The following is a 15528-nucleotide window of genomic DNA, read 5'->3' as shown; positions in this document are numbered from 1 at the left end:
CGGAAGCCGAGCACACGGCGAAGAATGCGGGGCTGGTGAAGGAGAGTAATAGAGCGTTTTGATTTGAAAAATGCCAATCCAGACTAACCACAGGTTAGGTCACTTCTTTCTTTCAGGAATTGGTATAACTATGCCAGCGCCAGTAGATGATTGGCTATTGTGGGGATTTGAATCAGGGGTACTGGAAGAGCTAAATGTCTTCTGCTGGCCGTAAAACGTCACACCCCCGACTTCTTTCGTGCCTTGGGTTGTCGTTGTGGAGCCACCTCCTGAAGTTGTCGTTTTTACATTAAGATTATCTGATTGTGCCAAACTAACTGTCGGCAGCGCTTCTATCAATACTAGGATCATAGTGATGAACAACCCTTTCATTGCACACTCCCATTTGTCGCTAGTATATCGGTCTGCACGTCCTGTAAGATCGCAGCATCAAGCCTGTTCTTATTCAAGACATCCGATTTCTGCCATGCCTGTTCGAACTTCTTGAGGTCGGCCTGAATTGCAGCAGTGGGTTGCGCAGCCAAGATCGCGTTCACGAAAGCTGGTTTCGGCGTTGACGCTCCGTAGTTCTTAGCGAGCAGACCGAGCACCTTCCCGCGCCCACTCAAATCTCTGAAAACGATGCGATCCGCGTATTTGTACACCTCGGTTTGCTCCTTGGTGCTCGAATAATCCGCGCCGCCGCCGATGCGCCACCAGCCGACGAAAAAGCCGGCGTCGGCACTAGCATGGAAATGCTCGTAGAGATAATCTAACGACTGGCTGTCGGCGTAGATCGCGAACGACATCCCCCGGCCGACTAGAACCGATTTCGGAATCAGCTCAAGCTGACCATTTTTTCCGAGGATGGAATTCCATGCCTCGCTTTTCAACTTAGGGGCAAATCTGGCGATAACATTCTCGTCGAACCATTCGCCGCGCACAATATTAAACGTGTCAATGTTTTCAAAGGAAATGTCGATCTTGGTCGTGTTCGTTCTGATGTGCTGCTCCCGCTTAACTTGCTCGGCGCTCCCCCCACCCGCCCTAAACAGTCCAAGGAAGCTCACGCTTACGCTTGCTGACCACCGTTGCTCGAAAACCTCCGACCTCGACGAGCTCTCTTGGATGGATTGCGCTTGAGGATTCCGCTCGCTCAGAAAATCGTAAATGTCCTTGTCGATAAGCGAGATGTAGTAGCTTTGCCAGCGGTCCTTGTCATTGAGCACTTCCGGCGTCGGCGGAAGGATGATCTTCTGTTTAGGGTTGTCAAAGCGCTGCTGGGCGCGGCTGAGCATTTCGATATCGGGGTCGGTGAGTTGCTTCGTGATGTCGCCTATCTTCTTAGATGCCATGCCTAGACGCATTTTTTTTGCTGCAATATCGGCGTCCCACGCGAACTTCTTAAAAAATGCGTACTTGGAAAGTCGCTCTGGACGTGGAGTGTTGCGGACATGGTCCTCATAAGCCTTCTCTGCGTCATCCATTACGCCTGCATACTCTGCACGGGTGAACTGGAGCTCTTCATTGGCCCGTTTAAGCGCCGTCTTCAAGTCGTTCGAGATCGTACCGTTGGCCTCCACCGCAGCGATCCAGGCGTGGTTGAGGAAGAATTGGTATCCTTCGCTCACTCGTTTCCCGGAGTTTGGCGCGTACTGCCATGCCTGCGACGGCATCCAATCTCCCCACTTGTACATCTCCGTAAGGCGAAGGGTCTTTATCGGATTGTCCCATGCAGCATTCGTCGCTGTCGGCAGCACGAGCACCTGCTCGTCCTTCGCAACTTGTCCGAAACGCGCTTCGAAATATTTGAACATCCGGCTCCAGGCCGGCATTCCAAAGTCGCCGAAAATCGGTCCTTGAGCATTCGCCTGAGTGGCAGCCGCGACAAGAGCGACCGTTAGCATCGCTTTACGCAACATGACGATCTCCTGTTGAGGGCAGAAATAACATGCTGAAATGTAAGGAGATCAACCCTATTGATGATTTCATAGGTCCCTCCTCTTTAGGCTACGAAAGATGCGTGCGGGGCAAACTTGATTTAAGTAACGCGTTCATTTTGCGGCTAGGCGCGGATGGACGACATCCCCCAAAAGGGTGAAGAACGCGATTTGACTTTTAAGGAAACGACAATGAAAGACGATTTCACACGTCTCTTTGGCCCGGAAAACCTGCACCGCTGAGCAACGTCGCGAGATCAATGTTGCGACTGACGCCGGTCTTGGCGAGAACCGCCTTTACTTGCGTGCGCACCGTTTCGCGGGACAGGCCAAATGACGCGGCGATTGCATCGATCGTGCGCCGCTCGGCCACGGCGCGAGCGACGCGAGCCTCGGCGGGTGTCAGGTCATAGAGGCCTTGCAGGAGATCGGCGGTCGGCACCGTTTTCGGCAGCACCGGTGTGATGATCATCACTGAATGCGCCGCCGTGAACAGATCGTGCGCCGACCGCCGAACCGGGACGAGATGAACGATGGCAGCCGGATGCATCTCGTCGGCCGCCACCGGAATTGAACGAACGCTAGCCGCATCGCCATCGGGCGCAACGCGCTGCAATGCTTCGGCGAACAGTGCGTCGGCGCGTTTGTTCACTAGTGTAAGTCTACGCTGGCGCTGCTGTACCATCTCCGGCATCAACCGATCGAAGCCGGAGTTGACAGCCAGTGCACGACCTTGACCATCGAGCATGGCGGCCGGAAGCCCAACCAGGTCGAGCGTCAACGCAGCGACTTTCATCCGCTCAAGCGAGAGCTGCGCCGATAGCGACGCAGCCCGCGCAAGATGCGGTCGTAGCTTGTCTAGCTGACGAATAATGTGCCGCTCAACTGGCCCACGCGAATAGCGGCGCTCGACATTTAGGACGATTGCTTGGCCAGTCGGTACTTCGATGGCGGTCGCCGTGCCCCAGCCGTAGCCTCTCGGGCGCAGAAATTCGACAAATACGGGTTCGCGATCCATCTCCTCCCGTGTGTAGACATCAAGGTCATTAAGGAATCCCGCGTGGCGCGCCGCAAAGAGTCTTTGGGGACGATCCGTGCGGGCTGGCCAGCCTTGCGCAACGTAATCGGACATCCCCCTGGCGAGCTCTTCAGATGCAATCCAGTGAGTGTGCGGACCTGAACTGGCAAACAACATCCCGCCGTTGCCATCGGCAAGATGCGATAGTTCATCCAGAACGGGTATCCATTGCTGCGGCAGAAAAGCCGCTTCATAGATGCGATCGATCAGACCGTCGAGTTGCACTGCCCGCCCCCAACGGCATTGTACACTCAAGGTATTTCTACACGAAATACGTGTATTTGTCACCGGTACTAATCTTGGCGTGATTGCCGCCCCTTGAGCCGCGCCGCGACGCCGCCCTTGAGAATGGGAAGGCGGCGTAACCCGCGCCGGACAAAGAACAGGGCCGCCGGAGCGTTGGCTGTTTGACACCAGACGGCGCTGCCAATCCGAGGCGCGTGAAACGGCGGATGGCCGGCGGGCCCGGGTGCCCTCGCCTTGAAGCCTTCCCGGCTTCGCTGCGGTAATCGCGGAACGCCATCCGGGAGATCGGCGCTCCAAAAGGCTTTTTCCGCTCATCGCGCTTGTTATTTCGCGCCTTGCTATCCACGTATCGCGAGCGTAGATCATTCCAATATCAGCCCCATGCCTTGGCCTTTTTGACAAACGAAGCGTCTTCGTCAGTCGATGACCATGCAACCCCGCGCAGCCGCAAAACAAATTGGTACAATCATCCGCCGTTGAACTGTCCGACTGGCTCGCAACGGAGATCGCGGTTGTCGACCCGTCCGGCCTCATCGTGCGCAACAACCGCACGTGGGACGAAACGGCCAAAAGCGGCGGCCTCGCGCCGAGCGGCGCCGGCTGGAACTATTTCGCCGAATGCGAAGCCGCCATCGCCCGCGGCTGCAGCGAGGCAACGGCGATCCTGGCGGGCCTGCGGGCGGTCCTGGCGGGCGAGCGCCCGAAATTCATCGCGACCTATACCTGCCCGTTCAACGGCCGGTACCATTGGTACGAGGTCGTGATGTCGGCGCTCGACATCGACGGCCAGCGTCACGCCGTCGTCATGCATGTCGACGTGTCGGCGTTGCAGGTCGACGCGCTGACCGGATTGCCAAACCGCGCGATGTTCGACGCGCAACTGAAGCTGGCGGTGTCGACGGCGCGCGAGCAGCAATCGGGCACCGGCTTGCTCATCGTCGATCTCGACAACCTGAAATCGCTGAACGACAAATACGGCCATCAAACCGGCGATGCCGCGATCAAGGCGCTGGCCGAAGAACTCAGGAAGCAGGCCGGCGACAATTGCATGGTGGCGAGAATCGGCGGCGACGAGTTCGGCGTCGTGCTGCCGGTCAGCTTCGACATGCTGTTGGCGCGGCGCCTGCGCGAGCATTTCAAGGGCGGCATTACCGCCTGCGTCGGCGCCGACGGCAAGACCCATTCGATCGGCGCCAGCGTCGGAATGGCGCTTTATCCGGCCGACGGCACGACCATCAAGGCCCTGTTTAAGGCGGCGGATCATTCGATGTACGAACAGAAGCGCGGCGCCTCGATCGCCTGACGCCCGCGCCGCGCGCTACTTGCCGATCGTTTTGCGCAGCGCCGCGTTGATACGCTCCTGCCAGCCCGGGCCATCGGCCTGGAAGAAATCCAGCACGTCGCGGTCGAGACGCAGGGTCACCTGCTCCCGGACGCCGGGAATGGACGGCACTGCAGGCGGCAGCTCCGCCGGCTTGGTGGTCGCCTGCTTGAAAGCCTTCTCGGCTTCGCTGCGGGAATCGCGGAAGGGTGTTCGTGCCATGGGCGATTTATAGCAAACCGCGTGGCCCGTGTTGATAATTTCCAGTGCTGGTTGAACGGCCTGCCGATTTCTCTACGGTGATGCCGCGCGGATTCCCCGGAGACGGACGAATTCGCGGCGGGCTGGCGCGGCGGCGCCGTCCTTCAGGGAAAGTCAGTTGGCAATGGCGACGTGGGACGTGCTGCCGTGGAAGCGTTGGTCGTGGCGCTATCGGCTCGGCATCCTGTTTGCACTCATGCTGCTGCTGCAGGGCGCGACCTGCCCGATCGCCGAGAGCACGCCGGCTTTCACGGTGCCCGGCGTCGGGCCGGTCTTTGCCGACACCGAATACGACGACGCCACCGGCCGGTTCGGCTATGTGATCAAACGCATCGTTCCCGGCACCGGCCGCTACGAACGCGTCTATCCGGGCGACCCGCGTTACGCCATCATTCAAAAGTTCTTCCAGACGCATCCGTTGCTTCCGCCCAACCAAGCCGATCGCGCCGGCATCCCCGGCGGCATCGGAGTGCTGCCGGCACCGCCGGTGCAGTGACAGCGGACGGCGCTGAGCGTCATCGCGCCGTCACAACCGCCGCGACTGCTGTTGATAGTTCCAATTCCCGATTGAACAACTTTCCCAGGCCCGTGTACTTTGTTACCGCTTGAATTTCCCCCAGGGGCGGACGGATTCCACGTCGGCGCTATGGCGCCGAAGGAAGAAAGTTGGGTTTGGGAATGACGATGTGGAACTGGACGCCGTGGAAGCGCTGGTCGCTTCCCTATCGGGCCGCCATTCTGCTCGTGGCGAGCGTGCTTCTGCACGGCTGCGTCGTGCTTCCCGACCTGGTGCCGAGCTACACCATTCCAGGCGTCCGCGGCGCTGTGTACGCGGCCATCCTCTACACCGAGACGGGCGTTCCCTATTATCAGGTTCTGACCAGCGACGACGGCAAAGGGACGAGAGGCTACCGATTCATCTATCCCGGCAACGCGGAATACGACGCCATCGTCAATTTCTTCCGCAGCCATCCGCAAATCACGGTCTTCGACTTGAGACCCGCCGGCGTCCCCGGCGGCACCGGCACGCCGCCGCCGCCGCCGGTGCAGTGACATGAGGCTCCGCATGCGCATCCGTATCGCCCTCATCGCCACGCTGCTCGCCGGCCCGGCGCTCGCACAGCAGGACACCGCGAGCAGCGGCGCGCTCGCCAATCGCATCGCCGCCGCCACCGAAGCGCTGTCGCAATATCGCGCGCTCGACAACGGCGTCTGGGCCAGCTTCGGCGGCTCCACGATCAAGGATCGCCGGCCCGATCTGGCGCGCAAGGTCACCGTGACCGCGCTGCAGTTCGGTTACGACCATCGTTTCACCTCGGCGTTCACGCGCGGCGATCAACTCGTGCTCGGCGTCGCCGGCGGCGTGCTCAACGCCTCCTCGCGCGCCGACGCGCAGAACTTGCAGATCGACTCGCGCGGCTGGAGCGCCACGGCCTACGGCGTGTATTCGCCGCTGCTGTTCCTGAGCTTCCCGGTTTCGGTGTCGGTCAGCCGTTGGTCGAGCGATCAGACGCGCGACGGCACGCCGCTGCTGCCGGTCTACAGCACCAGCTACAAGTCCACGTCGTGGGCAAGCTCGCTGGGCGCGGCGGTGACGCTGCCGCTGGGGCAGTATCTCCTCACCACCAGCCTGTCGCACCGCTACAGCGACAACAAGCGCCCCGATTACGTCGAGGCCATCAATCCGGCGGCGACCGACTTCCAGACCACGCCCGGCGAACTCACCCGCAGTTCGCAGGCCGTTGGCAATGTGCGGCTGGCGTTGCCGTTCCAGAGCGGCCGGGTCTGGGCCTCGGCCGGCTACGCCTACGACATCAGCCGGACGCCGGCCGAGAGCACGCGCAGCGAATATCCGCTCGGCCTTGGCTTCGATGTCTTCACCGCGCGCTGGCAGGTCGGCGCGTCGGGCCAGGTCACGTTGCGCGACGACATCACCACCTATGGCGGCGGCGTCACCGGCCGGCTGTCGTTCTGAGCCGCGGCCGGCGCAGCCTTGTCGTGTCAAGTCGGGGGGCGACCGTGAAAATCTTCAACGTCGTCGCCGCCGTCGTCGTGCTCCCGGCCCTCGTCAGCGCGGGCGCCGCCGCCGAGCTGAGCGCCGCCGATCGTGCGTGGATCGCGGCCTGCGTAACGCAACTGGCGAATGAGCCGGCGCCGAACGCCGACGTCAAGCGGCGCTATTGCCTGTGCATGCACGAGCAGTTCGACGACAACCAGCCGGTGACCCAGACCGAGATGGAGCGGATGTATCCGCCCCTGCACCGCGCCTGCAATCGCGAGTCGGGCTGGAAGTAGCAAGCCGCCGCCAGATTGTGACAGAGGTCACAACCGCACCGCGACCTTGCGCTATCATTGGTCGGTCCGCTCTCCGCCATCCGGGAGGTGCCCCGTGAAATCGCTTTTTGCCGTCGTCCTCGCCGCTGCTCTTGCCGCGCTCGGTGCGGTCACCGCCGTCGCGCAAACTGCGCCGAGCGTCGAAAAGATGAACGCCTATGTCGGCTGCATCAACCGGCTATCGGAACGCGCTTATAGTTCGCGCGAGCGCTACTTCTCCTGGGCAAAGAAGAACGGGCCGACCGGCAAGGAACGCATCATCTACGGCACCTACACGATCTACGACACCGCCGACTGCCGGAAGAATGTCGACAAGGCCAATGGGCTGGAGCCGCACGATGCCGCGCTCGAGGCCGCCGCCTCGGCTTACGCCGACGCCGTCGGCAAGCTCGAGCCGCTGCTCAAGGAGGCCGACGACTATTACACGCAGGAGAATTACAAGGACGACAAGATGGCCAAGGGCAAGGCCCTGCATCCGCGCCTCGTCGCCGCCTGGGACGCATTCGCCACCGCCGACAAGGCGCTGCGCGCCAATGTCGAAGCCATCAATGACAAGCGCGCGCTGGAGAAGCTGGCGCAGATCGAACAGAGTGAAGGCCGCAAGGCGCGCTATCATGTCGAGGCGATGATGATTCAGGCCAAGCGCGTGCTCCGTGCGGAAACCGCGGACAAGCCTGACCTCGCCGCCATCACCGCGGCACTCAACGATTACGAGGCCGCCGTCAGTGCGGCCGAACCGTTCGCGTCCGGTTCGGGACCAGACAAGATCGGCTCGATGTTCGTGTCCAACGCCAAGTCCTATCTCACCACGGCCGAGCAACTGATGCGCCGCATCCGAGACAAGGTACCGTATTCGAGCGGCGACCGCATGATGCTCAGCAATGCCGGCTCCGGCTGGATGGTCGAGGGCTCACCGCCGCGGCTGATGCGCGACTACAACCAGCTCATCGACGCCTATAACCGCGGCGCCCGGATCTAGGCGCGCCGCCGTTTACCTCGATGCGCTTACTTGGCGACGCGCAGTTGCGTCAGGCCGGTGCCGATCTGCTTGAACACCGTGCCGATGCCGCTGGCGCTGGTCACGATGAAAAATTTCGACGGGTCGGACATCTTGGTTTTCGAACCGGCGCAGTTCTGCAGCAGTGTCGAGGTCGGGTCGCCGCTGGTGTTGACCTGAATGGTATAGATCGTGACGCCCGCCGACTTGATGTTGCTGCAGGTGCCCGCCCCGGTGCTCGACAGATACATGCGGCCATCGACCGCGGTGCTGACGTTCGAGCCGTCGCCGTACCAGCGATCCTTCGTGTTCAGGCCGTCCGACATCAGGATGATGATGTCGTTATAGGTGTAGTTGGAATCCTTTGCCGGCGCGGTCATCGGCCCGCCGCCGACCAGCGATTGCCAGCCCCAGACCAGCCCGATCGGCTGGTTGGTCGAGCCGCTGGGCTGCATCTGATCGACCAGGCTGTTCAAATTGGTCCAGTTGTAGGTCAAACCCATCATCGCGGCCGGACAGGCGTCGGCCTGCTCGGTCGGCCATTTCGAATTGGCGGTGTTATCGGGCTGCGTGACGACCTGGTCCCAGGTCGACGAGCCCGGGCTGTTCGACGGGCCGCGATCGGTCACGCAACCGTTCCAGGTGCTGTGGCTTGCAGTCACCCAGTTGCCCCAGCAGTTGCCGTTCCACAGCCAGCCGCTGCATGTCGTGTTGGCGCTGTTCCAGTCGGTCCAGTCGAGATAGTTGGCGTTGTAGTTGGTGGCGCCGATATTGACGTCCTTGGCGAAGGGAATGATCGAGACATAGACGTCGCCATCGACCGACGCCGCGCCTTTCAACTGCGTGAGCAGATCCTTGGTCGCCGACTTCAGCGCCGTCATCTTGCCATCGGAGGCCATCGAGCCGGTGTTGTCGAGCACCAGCGCCACCCGCAGACGCGTCGTGCCCCAGGCCGTGGTCGATGAACCGGTGACCGTCACGCTGTTGAGGCCAATGACGCCGAGGAACACGGTCGAGACCGATGCCGAACCGTTGACGACGACCTTCGAGCCGCCGCTGGCGCTGTAGGTGGCATTGACGACGATGTTCTTGGCCTGCGGCTGGTTGAGCATCGCCTGCACATAGCTCAAGGCTTTGCTGTTGAGATCGGTGCTGCTCAACGTCGCCGCGTCGCGCGACAGCATCAGCGCCGCGGAATCGAGCGCGCCCTGCAGCACCGTCTTGATCCTGTTGGCCTGCGTGTAGTCGACGGCAGCGCCTACGGTGCCGACCAGCGGCAGCGCCGCCAGGGCAAAGGTGATCGCGACATTGCCGCGGCGTTCGCGACCGAACGCCACGAGCCGGCGATAAAGCAGCCTTAACATGCATTGCTCCGGCTGACGCTAAGACAAATTCACCAACACGCGTCAGGACGGCACCGGTCATAGTTTCCAGATTTGAAGCCGGCGTATATCGATCGTGGGAAAAGCCGGGGTACGCGCTAAGTCTGTGCGTGTCTGCGCGCCGGCAAGTCATGCGACATCAATCACTTGCTCGGTAAACGCGCTTTATCCATGACGTTTCGAAAGCCGATCATTATTGAAAGGTCGGCAGCGCCGCCGTGGCTCCGGGCGTGCGACGTTGAATATCGATCGATAAAAGTGTCGCGAATGCCGCGACACCGTATTCATCATGACGGCGGCCGGGACGCTTACGCTCCCGGCCGCTTCATGTCGCGCCGCGGACAGTCAGGTCCGCGCGTGCTTGTCAGTACTGCGCATAGTTGACGCGCGGCTCGGTCACGGCGACGCCGACCAGCGTGCCGCCGATTGCACCGATACCGGCGCCGACCAGCGCGCCGCCGCCCGAGGTGAGCGCCGAGCCGGCAATGGCGCAAGGCGGACACACGGCGGCGCCGATGATGGTGCCGATCACCGCGCCACCGATCGGATAGAGCAGCGGATCGGATGGCAGGCCGGTGGCCGCGTAGACCGGACGCTGCGCGTAATAGGCCTGATCGTTGACATAGGCCGGCGCCCGCTCGTAGCGGTGATGATAGGCGTGATGGCGGTAGTGGTGCCGGGCGTGGTGCGGTTCGGCGGCGTAGGCCGAGGCCGGCAGCAAGGCGCCGGCGACTGTGGCGGCAGCGAGGACGGTAGCAATCTTACGCATTGAGGCTGTCTCCTGATACCCAGCCAGCCCCGCCCGCTAACCGCACAGCACCGCATCCGTTCCGATGAAACCACGCTTTCGGGCGCAGGAATTGTCCAGCAGGGAACCCACAGGGCCGTTCTGCGTTTTGTTCCCGATCCCAACCGGAGCCCCTGCCCCCGTGAGCTTTTTTACCGACCTTCTCGACACCATCGACCAGCCGAATGCGGTACGGCTACGCCACCTCGGCGCGACCGCCGATGTTCTGAAATATGCACCGCGGCGGCTGCGCGCCGACGCCGGTGACCAGGTCGTCGAACGCGCCATGGCAGACGCTGCTTACTGGCGCCAGCGCGCTTTTGCGGCCGAAACACGGTTGCGCGCGCTGGAAACCCGCGTGCAGCAGCTCGCCAAGCGGGCGCAGGAGCGCTGACGGCAGTCAGGCACCCGCAGATTTATTTGCGTTGGTGGAAGGCCATCTCGCTTCCCCGTTCGTAGTCGCGGGTATGAACGACACCCGCTTTTCACGGCTGCGCGCCGTCATGCGCATCGCGCTCGCCGTCTTCTTCATCGGCGGCCTGTTCCCGCATCTGAACTCGACCGACGCCCTCGTTCGCATCACACCCGATTGGGTGCCGTGGCCGCGCGAAGCCGTGCTGATCACGGGCTGGCTGGAAATCGCCGGTGGCATCGGCCTGCTGTGGCCGCGCACGCGCCGGCTTGCCGGCATCGCGCTCGCGGTTTACATCGTCGCGGTGTGGCCGGCCAACATGAAGCACGCCTTCGAACACATCGTGCTGCCGACGATCCCGGATTCGTGGTGGTATCACGGCCCGCGGCTGCTGCTGCAGCCCGTGCTGGCGTGGTGCTCGCTGTTTGCCGCCGGCGTCATCGATTGGCCGGCACGGCGCTGAAATTTATGCCCTCCCGTACGGGGAGGTTCGGCGGCCTGAGACCGCTCGCTATCGCTCGCAAAGATCCTACAGCCTGACCGTCCCGATAATGCGCGCGCCGAGACCGATCAGCACCGTACCGAGCGCGCGTTCGATCCATTTGCGGGCACGGCCGTAAGCCGCCTGCACGCGCGGCCGCGAGAACACGAAGGCGACGATGGTGTACCAGGAGATTTCCTGCACACCGACAATCGCAACCGCGGCGAGCCGCACCCACAGCGGCGCGTCGTGCGGCAACAGCGCGACAAAGATACTGGTGAAGAAAATAATGATCTTTGGGTTGCCGAGGCTCAGCCACGCACCGACCAGCACGGCGCGGCCGACGCCATCGCGCGACGTTGGCTGTTGTGGCGAAGCGGCCGGCGCCGCCTCCACCGCGCGGCTGTGCCGCCAGGCATTGATCCCGAGCCAGATCAGATAGGCGCCGCCCGCGATTTGAATGACGCCGTAGAGCGTGGCGAATTGGGTCATCAAGAGCGCAAGGCCGAAACACGCCGCCGCCGCCCAGAACGTCGCGGCAATGGCGACGCCGGCGCCGAGAGCAACACCGACGCCCAGGCTGCGGCCTGCCGCCGCCCGGCTCACCATCAGGAAGGCCGGACCGGGACTGATGATGCCAAGCAGATTGGCGAAAGCCAAAGCGCCAAGGGCCCAGGCGTACGACATGCGCAACCTCTCTCATTCGACATGGAATGCAAGATTGCGCCGACACGCGTCGCCGGACAAGGCGTGAATGAGCCCGCGTCTATCGCCGGCCGGCCAGCAGCCAGATCAACAGGCCGACCACCGGCAAGAGCAGGATCAGCAGAATCCAGAACAGCTTGGAGCCGCTGGTCTGACCGCTCTTCAAAATCTGCAAAATGGCCCAGATATCGGCTACCAGAATGATGATGCCGAGAATGCCGCCTTCGATGCCCATCGCCCGTCCCTTATTTGCCCGCCATCGGTGCCAATTAACGGCCGACGGACGGGGAAAGTTCCAGGGCAGACGGCGTCAGACTTCGGCGGTGCTGCGCACCTTCGCGCCGGGCGCGATCGTCGGCGGCGCGGCGTTGAGCTTCTCGATGGCGAAGCCGGCGGCGGCCTTATACCCGGCCATGAAACTGGCGCGCTCTTCCGGCGGGATCACCTCGTCGATGTCGTCGAAGGTGCCGCCGCAACGCTCGTCGACCAGATTGAGCAGGCCGAACGGCCCGGCGCCGCGGTTGCGCAGGATGAGTTGCGAGATCGGCCCGCACAGCGCCTTGTCGTACGCCGCCAAGGCTTCCACCGTGGCGCCATGTTCGATCATGCAGGCGCCGAGCGTTCGGGCATCGACGATGGCCTGGCTGCCGCCGTTCGAGCCGGTCGGATACATCGCATGCGCGGCGTCGCCGAGCAGCAGCACCGGGCCGTCCTGCCAGGTCGCAACCGGATCGCGATCGATCATCGGATTTTCAAACGCGCAGTCGGCCTGCGCGATCATCGCCGGCACATCGAGCCAGTCCCACACCCAGCCGTCGAAATGATGGATGAACTCGGAGGTCTCGACCTGGCGGAACCAGCCGCTCTGCTTCCAGCCTTCCGAACTGTCGAGCGTCACCTCGGCGATCCAGTTGATCATCGACAGCCCGGTCTTCGGATCGGGATGCGAGATCGGATAAAACACGACGCGCTGGCGATGCGTGCCGAGACCGACGAAGGACGCGCCGGAGCGGATCGGCTTGCCCCAGGTGGTGCCGCGCCACATCACCGCGCCGCCCCAGTGGATCGGCGGCTGCTTGGGGTGCATCTGCGCGCGGATCGCGGAATGGATGCCGTCGGCGGCGACCAGCAATGCGCCTTCCGCTTCTTCGTTCGAACCATCCGGGTGTTCGATCAGCGCGATGACGCCATCGGCGGTCTTGCGATAGCCGTTGACGCGGCTGCCGAGCTTGATGGCGTCAGGGCCGAGGCGGTCGATCACCGCGTTATACAGCATCATGTGGAAGCGGCCGCGATGCACGGCGTATTGCGGCCAATGATAGCCGGCGCCGAGGCCGCGCGGCTCGGAGTAAATATCGTTGCCGTTGAGGCCGACCAAAGCCCATTCGCGGGCCGGCAGGCCGACGCGGTCGAGATCGCTCTGGGTGAAGCCGAGGTCGTAGAGTTCGCGCACCGCGTTCGGCTGCATGTTGATGCCGACGCCCAGCGGACGCATCTCGCGGACCGCTTCGTAAACGACGCAGGGCACGCCAATCTGGTGCAACGTCAGGGCCGTCGCCAGGCCGCCGATGCCGCCGCCGGCAATAATCACGCGATCACGCATACGCTTATCTCCCCCGGTGCCATTTCCATAGCCATGGCGGAGGAACGAGGCAAGCCGGGCCGCCGGTCAAAGGCGCTTTACGGTGCGGCCCGGCCGTGACAGAAAAGGCATTATTTGAGGAAACACGCCCATGGCCAACGAACCGACCCTGTCCCGCGACGAACTCGACGACCGGATCGCCATTCTGCGCGACAATATCCGTCAGCTCACCGAGCAGGCTGCCGCCTTCTCCGGCGCGGCGGACGAAGAACGCGCGGCCAATCGCATCGCCGAACAGCAGGACGAACTCGACCGGCTCGTTGCGCAGCGCGACAAGCTCGGCAAGAAGTAACAGCTCGCGCGCGGCATCCGGTCGCGCGGATTGGGTTGCCGGTATCGTGTTAGGCTTGCTCCATGCATACGGCGCTCGTGCGCCGACCGCTGGAGGAATGCCTGATGTCTGTTCCGACCATTGCCCGGATCTGGCGCGGCCGCACCTCGCGCGCCCGTGCTGACGAATACGAGACCTATCTCTACGAAAACGGCATCAAGGTTCTCGCCGAGCGCGCGCTCGCCGTCTCGCAGTTCCGCGAAGACCGCGAGACCGACAGCGAGTTCATCACGGTTTCCTACTGGGAGAACGTGGAGGCGATGTCGCGCTACGCCGGGGCCGATCCGCGCAAGATTCATCACCTGCCGCGAGATGCCGAGTTTCTGCTCGAGCTGCCGGAGAGCGTGCAGGTCCTGCGCATCACGTCGGCAGTGCGGCTGTTCGGCGCCTGAGCCCTAGAAGCTGTAGTCGAGGATGTTGCCGTCGTCGATCAGGTTCGAGAGGTCGCCGTCCATGTCCTCGACCAGCTCCGCCTGCGGCGCCACGCCGGAGCCGGGTACCGTGTCGGGCTGTTGCAAGCGCTTGCGCATGTCGCGATAGGCCTCGAGCGCGACGCCATCGCCGACGAAGACGCATTTGCAAAGCTCGGGATCGGCATAGACGTAGTAGCGTTTGCCGCTCTTGGTGCGAGCGACGAAGCGGCGCGGCGGCACGCGCTTGATGTGGGCGAGCTGCTCGGCGGTGTTCGCCGGCCGCATGACAAAGCCGGCGTCCTCGAGTTTCATGTCGGGGCCGAGCTGGGCGACAGCGCTGCCCAGAAGCGCGCCGAGCGCACACACAATTGCCGTCGTCAGAATCCGCATGATCGTCGCCCCAATTCCCATCGGCAAAATCGGCCGGTGGCGCCTTTATACGTCGCGGCGAGCGATAGCACCAATAGCGCAGCGACCTGTGTGCTGCGGGTCACACCGTCGGAGCCGACATTTGTGGTAGGCTGACGATGTGACGACGTCCCGGGAGTCCTGCCATGGTCGCTAAAATTTTCGGCATCCTTGTCGCGATGGCCGGTGCAACTCTAGGCGTCCTCGCCGGCCCGGCGCAGGCGCAGTCTTTCGGCAGTACCTATCCGATTACGATGCAAGAACCGGATCCCGGTGTCGATCACACGGCGCGCGATGTCGAATTGCCGCCAGAGCTGCGTCGGACTCCGGTGTTCTATCGCAGCGACTATCCCTCGGGCACGATCTTGGTCAACACCTCCGATCGTTACCTTTATCTCATCGTCGATCACCAGCGCGCGCTGCGCTATGGCATCGGCGTCGGCCGCGACGGCTTCCAGTGGGGCGGCACGCACAAGATCACGCGCAAGGCCGAGTGGCCGGACTGGACGCCGCCGCCCGAGATGATCGAGCGCCAGCCCTATCTGCCGCGCTTCATGGCCGGCGGTCCGGGCAATCCGATGGGCGCCCGCGCGCTGTACATCGGCACCACGGTCTATCGCATCCACGGCACCAATGCGCCGGAGACGATCGGCCAGGCGGTGTCGTCCGGCTGCTTCCGGCTGGTCAACGAGGATATCATCGACCTCTTCGAGCGCGTTCCGGTCGGCACCAAAGTGATCGTCCAACACCAGTAGCGCAGGCACGTCCGGTCACGCTATCCTCGCGCGAAACTTGAGCGGGAGGGACTTGG

General features: G+C 62.8%; 21 protein-coding genes. 11 read left to right on the top strand and 10 right to left on the bottom strand.

The genetic code is table 11. The features are described from left to right. Window positions 1-99 precede the first annotated feature (99 nt). The 3 genes from ASD45_RS23295 to ASD45_RS23290 all read right to left on the bottom strand — a co-directional run bounded on the left by ASD45_RS23295 (window position 100) and on the right by ASD45_RS23290 (window position 3222). On the bottom strand, window positions 100-372 hold the full coding sequence (locus ASD45_RS23295; protein WP_156380686.1) for a hypothetical protein: 273 nt from the start codon (window positions 370-372) through the stop codon (window positions 100-102). Beyond that, window positions 369-1901 (bottom strand): hypothetical protein, encoded by a 1533-nt coding sequence (locus ASD45_RS02730; protein WP_056910080.1) that lies wholly within the window; start codon window positions 1899-1901, stop codon window positions 369-371. The genes ASD45_RS23295 and ASD45_RS02730 overlap by 4 nt, the downstream gene beginning before the upstream one ends. Window positions 1902-2124: 223 nt before the next feature. After that, the gene (locus ASD45_RS23290) at window positions 2125-3222 is read right to left on the bottom strand and encodes a helix-turn-helix transcriptional regulator (RefSeq protein WP_156380685.1); all 1098 of its coding nucleotides are present in this window, start codon (window positions 3220-3222) and stop codon (window positions 2125-2127) included. A gap of 478 nt (window positions 3223-3700) precedes the next feature. Between ASD45_RS23290 and ASD45_RS02720 the strand changes: the two genes are divergently transcribed. Next, on the top strand, window positions 3701-4546 hold the full coding sequence (locus ASD45_RS02720) for a sensor domain-containing diguanylate cyclase (RefSeq protein WP_056910078.1): 846 nt from the start codon (window positions 3701-3703) through the stop codon (window positions 4544-4546). 15 nt (window positions 4547-4561) lie between these two features. On the opposite strand, the gene ASD45_RS02715 is transcribed toward ASD45_RS02720, so the two are convergent. After that, the gene (locus ASD45_RS02715) at window positions 4562-4786 is read right to left on the bottom strand and encodes a BrnA antitoxin family protein (protein WP_056910077.1); all 225 of its coding nucleotides are present in this window, start codon (window positions 4784-4786) and stop codon (window positions 4562-4564) included. 157 nt (window positions 4787-4943) lie between these two features. Here ASD45_RS02715 and ASD45_RS02710 point away from each other — a divergent pair, with 157 nt between their 5' ends. From ASD45_RS02710 to ASD45_RS02690, 5 genes are all read left to right on the top strand, one after another. Beyond that, complete coding sequence (locus tag ASD45_RS02710; protein ID WP_156380684.1) at window positions 4944-5321, top strand: hypothetical protein; 378 nt, start codon at window positions 4944-4946, stop codon at window positions 5319-5321. Between the two features lie 182 nt (window positions 5322-5503). After that, a complete protein-coding gene (locus tag ASD45_RS02705) occupies window positions 5504-5878 on the top strand; it encodes a hypothetical protein (RefSeq protein ID WP_156380683.1) in 375 nt (124 codons plus the stop codon). A 13-nt stretch (window positions 5879-5891) separates the two neighbouring features. Beyond that, complete coding sequence (locus tag ASD45_RS02700) at window positions 5892-6800, top strand: autotransporter outer membrane beta-barrel domain-containing protein (RefSeq protein WP_056910074.1); 909 nt, start codon at window positions 5892-5894, stop codon at window positions 6798-6800. 44 nt (window positions 6801-6844) lie between these two features. Then, the gene (locus ASD45_RS02695) at window positions 6845-7120 is read left to right on the top strand and encodes a hypothetical protein (protein ID WP_056910073.1); all 276 of its coding nucleotides are present in this window, start codon (window positions 6845-6847) and stop codon (window positions 7118-7120) included. A 94-nt stretch (window positions 7121-7214) separates the two neighbouring features. Next, window positions 7215-8138 carry a YiiG family protein gene (locus tag ASD45_RS02690; protein WP_056910072.1) on the top strand — a complete coding sequence of 308 codons (924 nt, stop codon included), beginning with the start codon at window positions 7215-7217 and terminating at the stop codon, window positions 8136-8138. 26 nt (window positions 8139-8164) lie between these two features. Here the strand turns inward: ASD45_RS02690 and ASD45_RS02685 are convergent, their stop codons facing one another. Together ASD45_RS02685 and ASD45_RS02680 are read right to left on the bottom strand one after the other, a co-directional pair. Beyond that, on the bottom strand, window positions 8165-9520 hold the full coding sequence (locus ASD45_RS02685) for a TadE/TadG family type IV pilus assembly protein (protein ID WP_056910071.1): 1356 nt from the start codon (window positions 9518-9520) through the stop codon (window positions 8165-8167). A 382-nt stretch (window positions 9521-9902) separates the two neighbouring features. After that, window positions 9903-10307, bottom strand: a complete 405-nt coding sequence (locus ASD45_RS02680) for a hypothetical protein (RefSeq protein ID WP_056910070.1) — start codon at window positions 10305-10307, stop codon at window positions 9903-9905. 160 nt (window positions 10308-10467) lie between these two features. On the opposite strand from ASD45_RS02680, the gene ASD45_RS02675 reads away from it, so the two are divergent. Further along, window positions 10468-10719, top strand: coding sequence for a hypothetical protein (locus tag ASD45_RS02675; RefSeq protein ID WP_056910069.1), 252 nt, complete (start codon window positions 10468-10470; stop codon window positions 10717-10719). Window positions 10720-10792: 73 nt separating this feature from the next. Beyond that, complete coding sequence (locus tag ASD45_RS02670) at window positions 10793-11200, top strand: DoxX family membrane protein (RefSeq protein WP_056910068.1); 408 nt, start codon at window positions 10793-10795, stop codon at window positions 11198-11200. 66 nt (window positions 11201-11266) lie between these two features. Here the strand turns inward: ASD45_RS02670 and ASD45_RS02665 are convergent, their stop codons facing one another. From ASD45_RS02665 to ASD45_RS02660, 3 genes are all read right to left on the bottom strand, one after another. After that, a complete protein-coding gene (locus ASD45_RS02665; protein WP_056910067.1) occupies window positions 11267-11905 on the bottom strand; it encodes a LysE family transporter in 639 nt (212 codons plus the stop codon). Window positions 11906-11984: 79 nt separating this feature from the next. Further along, window positions 11985-12158: a PLDc N-terminal domain-containing protein gene (locus ASD45_RS22905; RefSeq protein ID WP_082540603.1), complete on the bottom strand. Its 174-nt coding sequence runs from the start codon at window positions 12156-12158 to the stop codon at window positions 11985-11987. Window positions 12159-12233: 75 nt separating this feature from the next. Then, window positions 12234-13526, bottom strand: coding sequence for a flavin-dependent oxidoreductase (locus ASD45_RS02660; protein WP_056910066.1), 1293 nt, complete (start codon window positions 13524-13526; stop codon window positions 12234-12236). Between the two features lie 130 nt (window positions 13527-13656). On the opposite strand from ASD45_RS02660, the gene ASD45_RS02655 reads away from it, so the two are divergent. After that, complete coding sequence (locus ASD45_RS02655; RefSeq protein WP_056910065.1) at window positions 13657-13857, top strand: hypothetical protein; 201 nt, start codon at window positions 13657-13659, stop codon at window positions 13855-13857. A 101-nt stretch (window positions 13858-13958) separates the two neighbouring features. Beyond that, the gene (locus tag ASD45_RS02650) at window positions 13959-14288 is read left to right on the top strand and encodes a hypothetical protein (protein WP_056912553.1); all 330 of its coding nucleotides are present in this window, start codon (window positions 13959-13961) and stop codon (window positions 14286-14288) included. A 3-nt stretch (window positions 14289-14291) separates the two neighbouring features. Here ASD45_RS02650 and ASD45_RS02645 read toward each other — a convergent pair whose 3' ends face one another. Beyond that, complete coding sequence (locus ASD45_RS02645) at window positions 14292-14699, bottom strand: hypothetical protein (RefSeq protein ID WP_056910064.1); 408 nt, start codon at window positions 14697-14699, stop codon at window positions 14292-14294. Between the two features lie 164 nt (window positions 14700-14863). On the opposite strand from ASD45_RS02645, the gene ASD45_RS02640 reads away from it, so the two are divergent. Continuing rightward, a complete protein-coding gene (locus tag ASD45_RS02640) occupies window positions 14864-15472 on the top strand; it encodes a L,D-transpeptidase (protein ID WP_056910063.1) in 609 nt (202 codons plus the stop codon). Window positions 15473-15528 lie beyond the last annotated feature (56 nt).

Source organism: Pseudolabrys sp. Root1462 (assembly GCF_001426945.1).
GTDB lineage: Bacteria > Pseudomonadota > Alphaproteobacteria > Rhizobiales > Xanthobacteraceae > Pseudolabrys.
This window is presented reverse-complemented; position numbering and strand designations above follow the sequence as displayed.

Excerpts from the sequence above, each read along its gene's own strand:
- ASD45_RS23295 (WP_156380686.1), bottom strand. The coding sequence starts at position 372 with ATGAAAGGGTTGTTCATCACTATGATCCTAGTATTGATAGAAGCGCTG.
- ASD45_RS02730 (WP_056910080.1), bottom strand. The coding sequence starts at position 1,901 with ATGTTGCGTAAAGCGATGCTAACGGTCGCTCTTGTCGCGGCTGCCACT.
- ASD45_RS02715 (WP_056910077.1), bottom strand. The coding sequence starts at position 4,786 with ATGGCACGAACACCCTTCCGCGATTCCCGCAGCGAAGCCGAGAAGGCT.
- ASD45_RS02705 (WP_156380683.1), top strand. The coding sequence starts at position 5,504 with ATGACGATGTGGAACTGGACGCCGTGGAAGCGCTGGTCGCTTCCCTAT.
- ASD45_RS02700 (WP_056910074.1), top strand. The coding sequence starts at position 5,892 with ATGCGCATCCGTATCGCCCTCATCGCCACGCTGCTCGCCGGCCCGGCG.
- ASD45_RS02685 (WP_056910071.1), bottom strand. The coding sequence starts at position 9,520 with ATGTTAAGGCTGCTTTATCGCCGGCTCGTGGCGTTCGGTCGCGAACGC.
- ASD45_RS02680 (WP_056910070.1), bottom strand. The coding sequence starts at position 10,307 with ATGCGTAAGATTGCTACCGTCCTCGCTGCCGCCACAGTCGCCGGCGCC.
- ASD45_RS02670 (WP_056910068.1), top strand. The coding sequence starts at position 10,793 with ATGAACGACACCCGCTTTTCACGGCTGCGCGCCGTCATGCGCATCGCG.
- ASD45_RS02665 (WP_056910067.1), bottom strand. The coding sequence starts at position 11,905 with ATGTCGTACGCCTGGGCCCTTGGCGCTTTGGCTTTCGCCAATCTGCTT.
- ASD45_RS22905 (WP_082540603.1), bottom strand. The coding sequence starts at position 12,158 with ATGGGCATCGAAGGCGGCATTCTCGGCATCATCATTCTGGTAGCCGAT.
- ASD45_RS02660 (WP_056910066.1), bottom strand. The coding sequence starts at position 13,526 with ATGCGTGATCGCGTGATTATTGCCGGCGGCGGCATCGGCGGCCTGGCG.
- ASD45_RS02655 (WP_056910065.1), top strand. The coding sequence starts at position 13,657 with ATGGCCAACGAACCGACCCTGTCCCGCGACGAACTCGACGACCGGATC.
- ASD45_RS02645 (WP_056910064.1), bottom strand. The coding sequence starts at position 14,699 with ATGCGGATTCTGACGACGGCAATTGTGTGTGCGCTCGGCGCGCTTCTG.
- ASD45_RS02640 (WP_056910063.1), top strand. The coding sequence starts at position 14,864 with ATGGTCGCTAAAATTTTCGGCATCCTTGTCGCGATGGCCGGTGCAACT.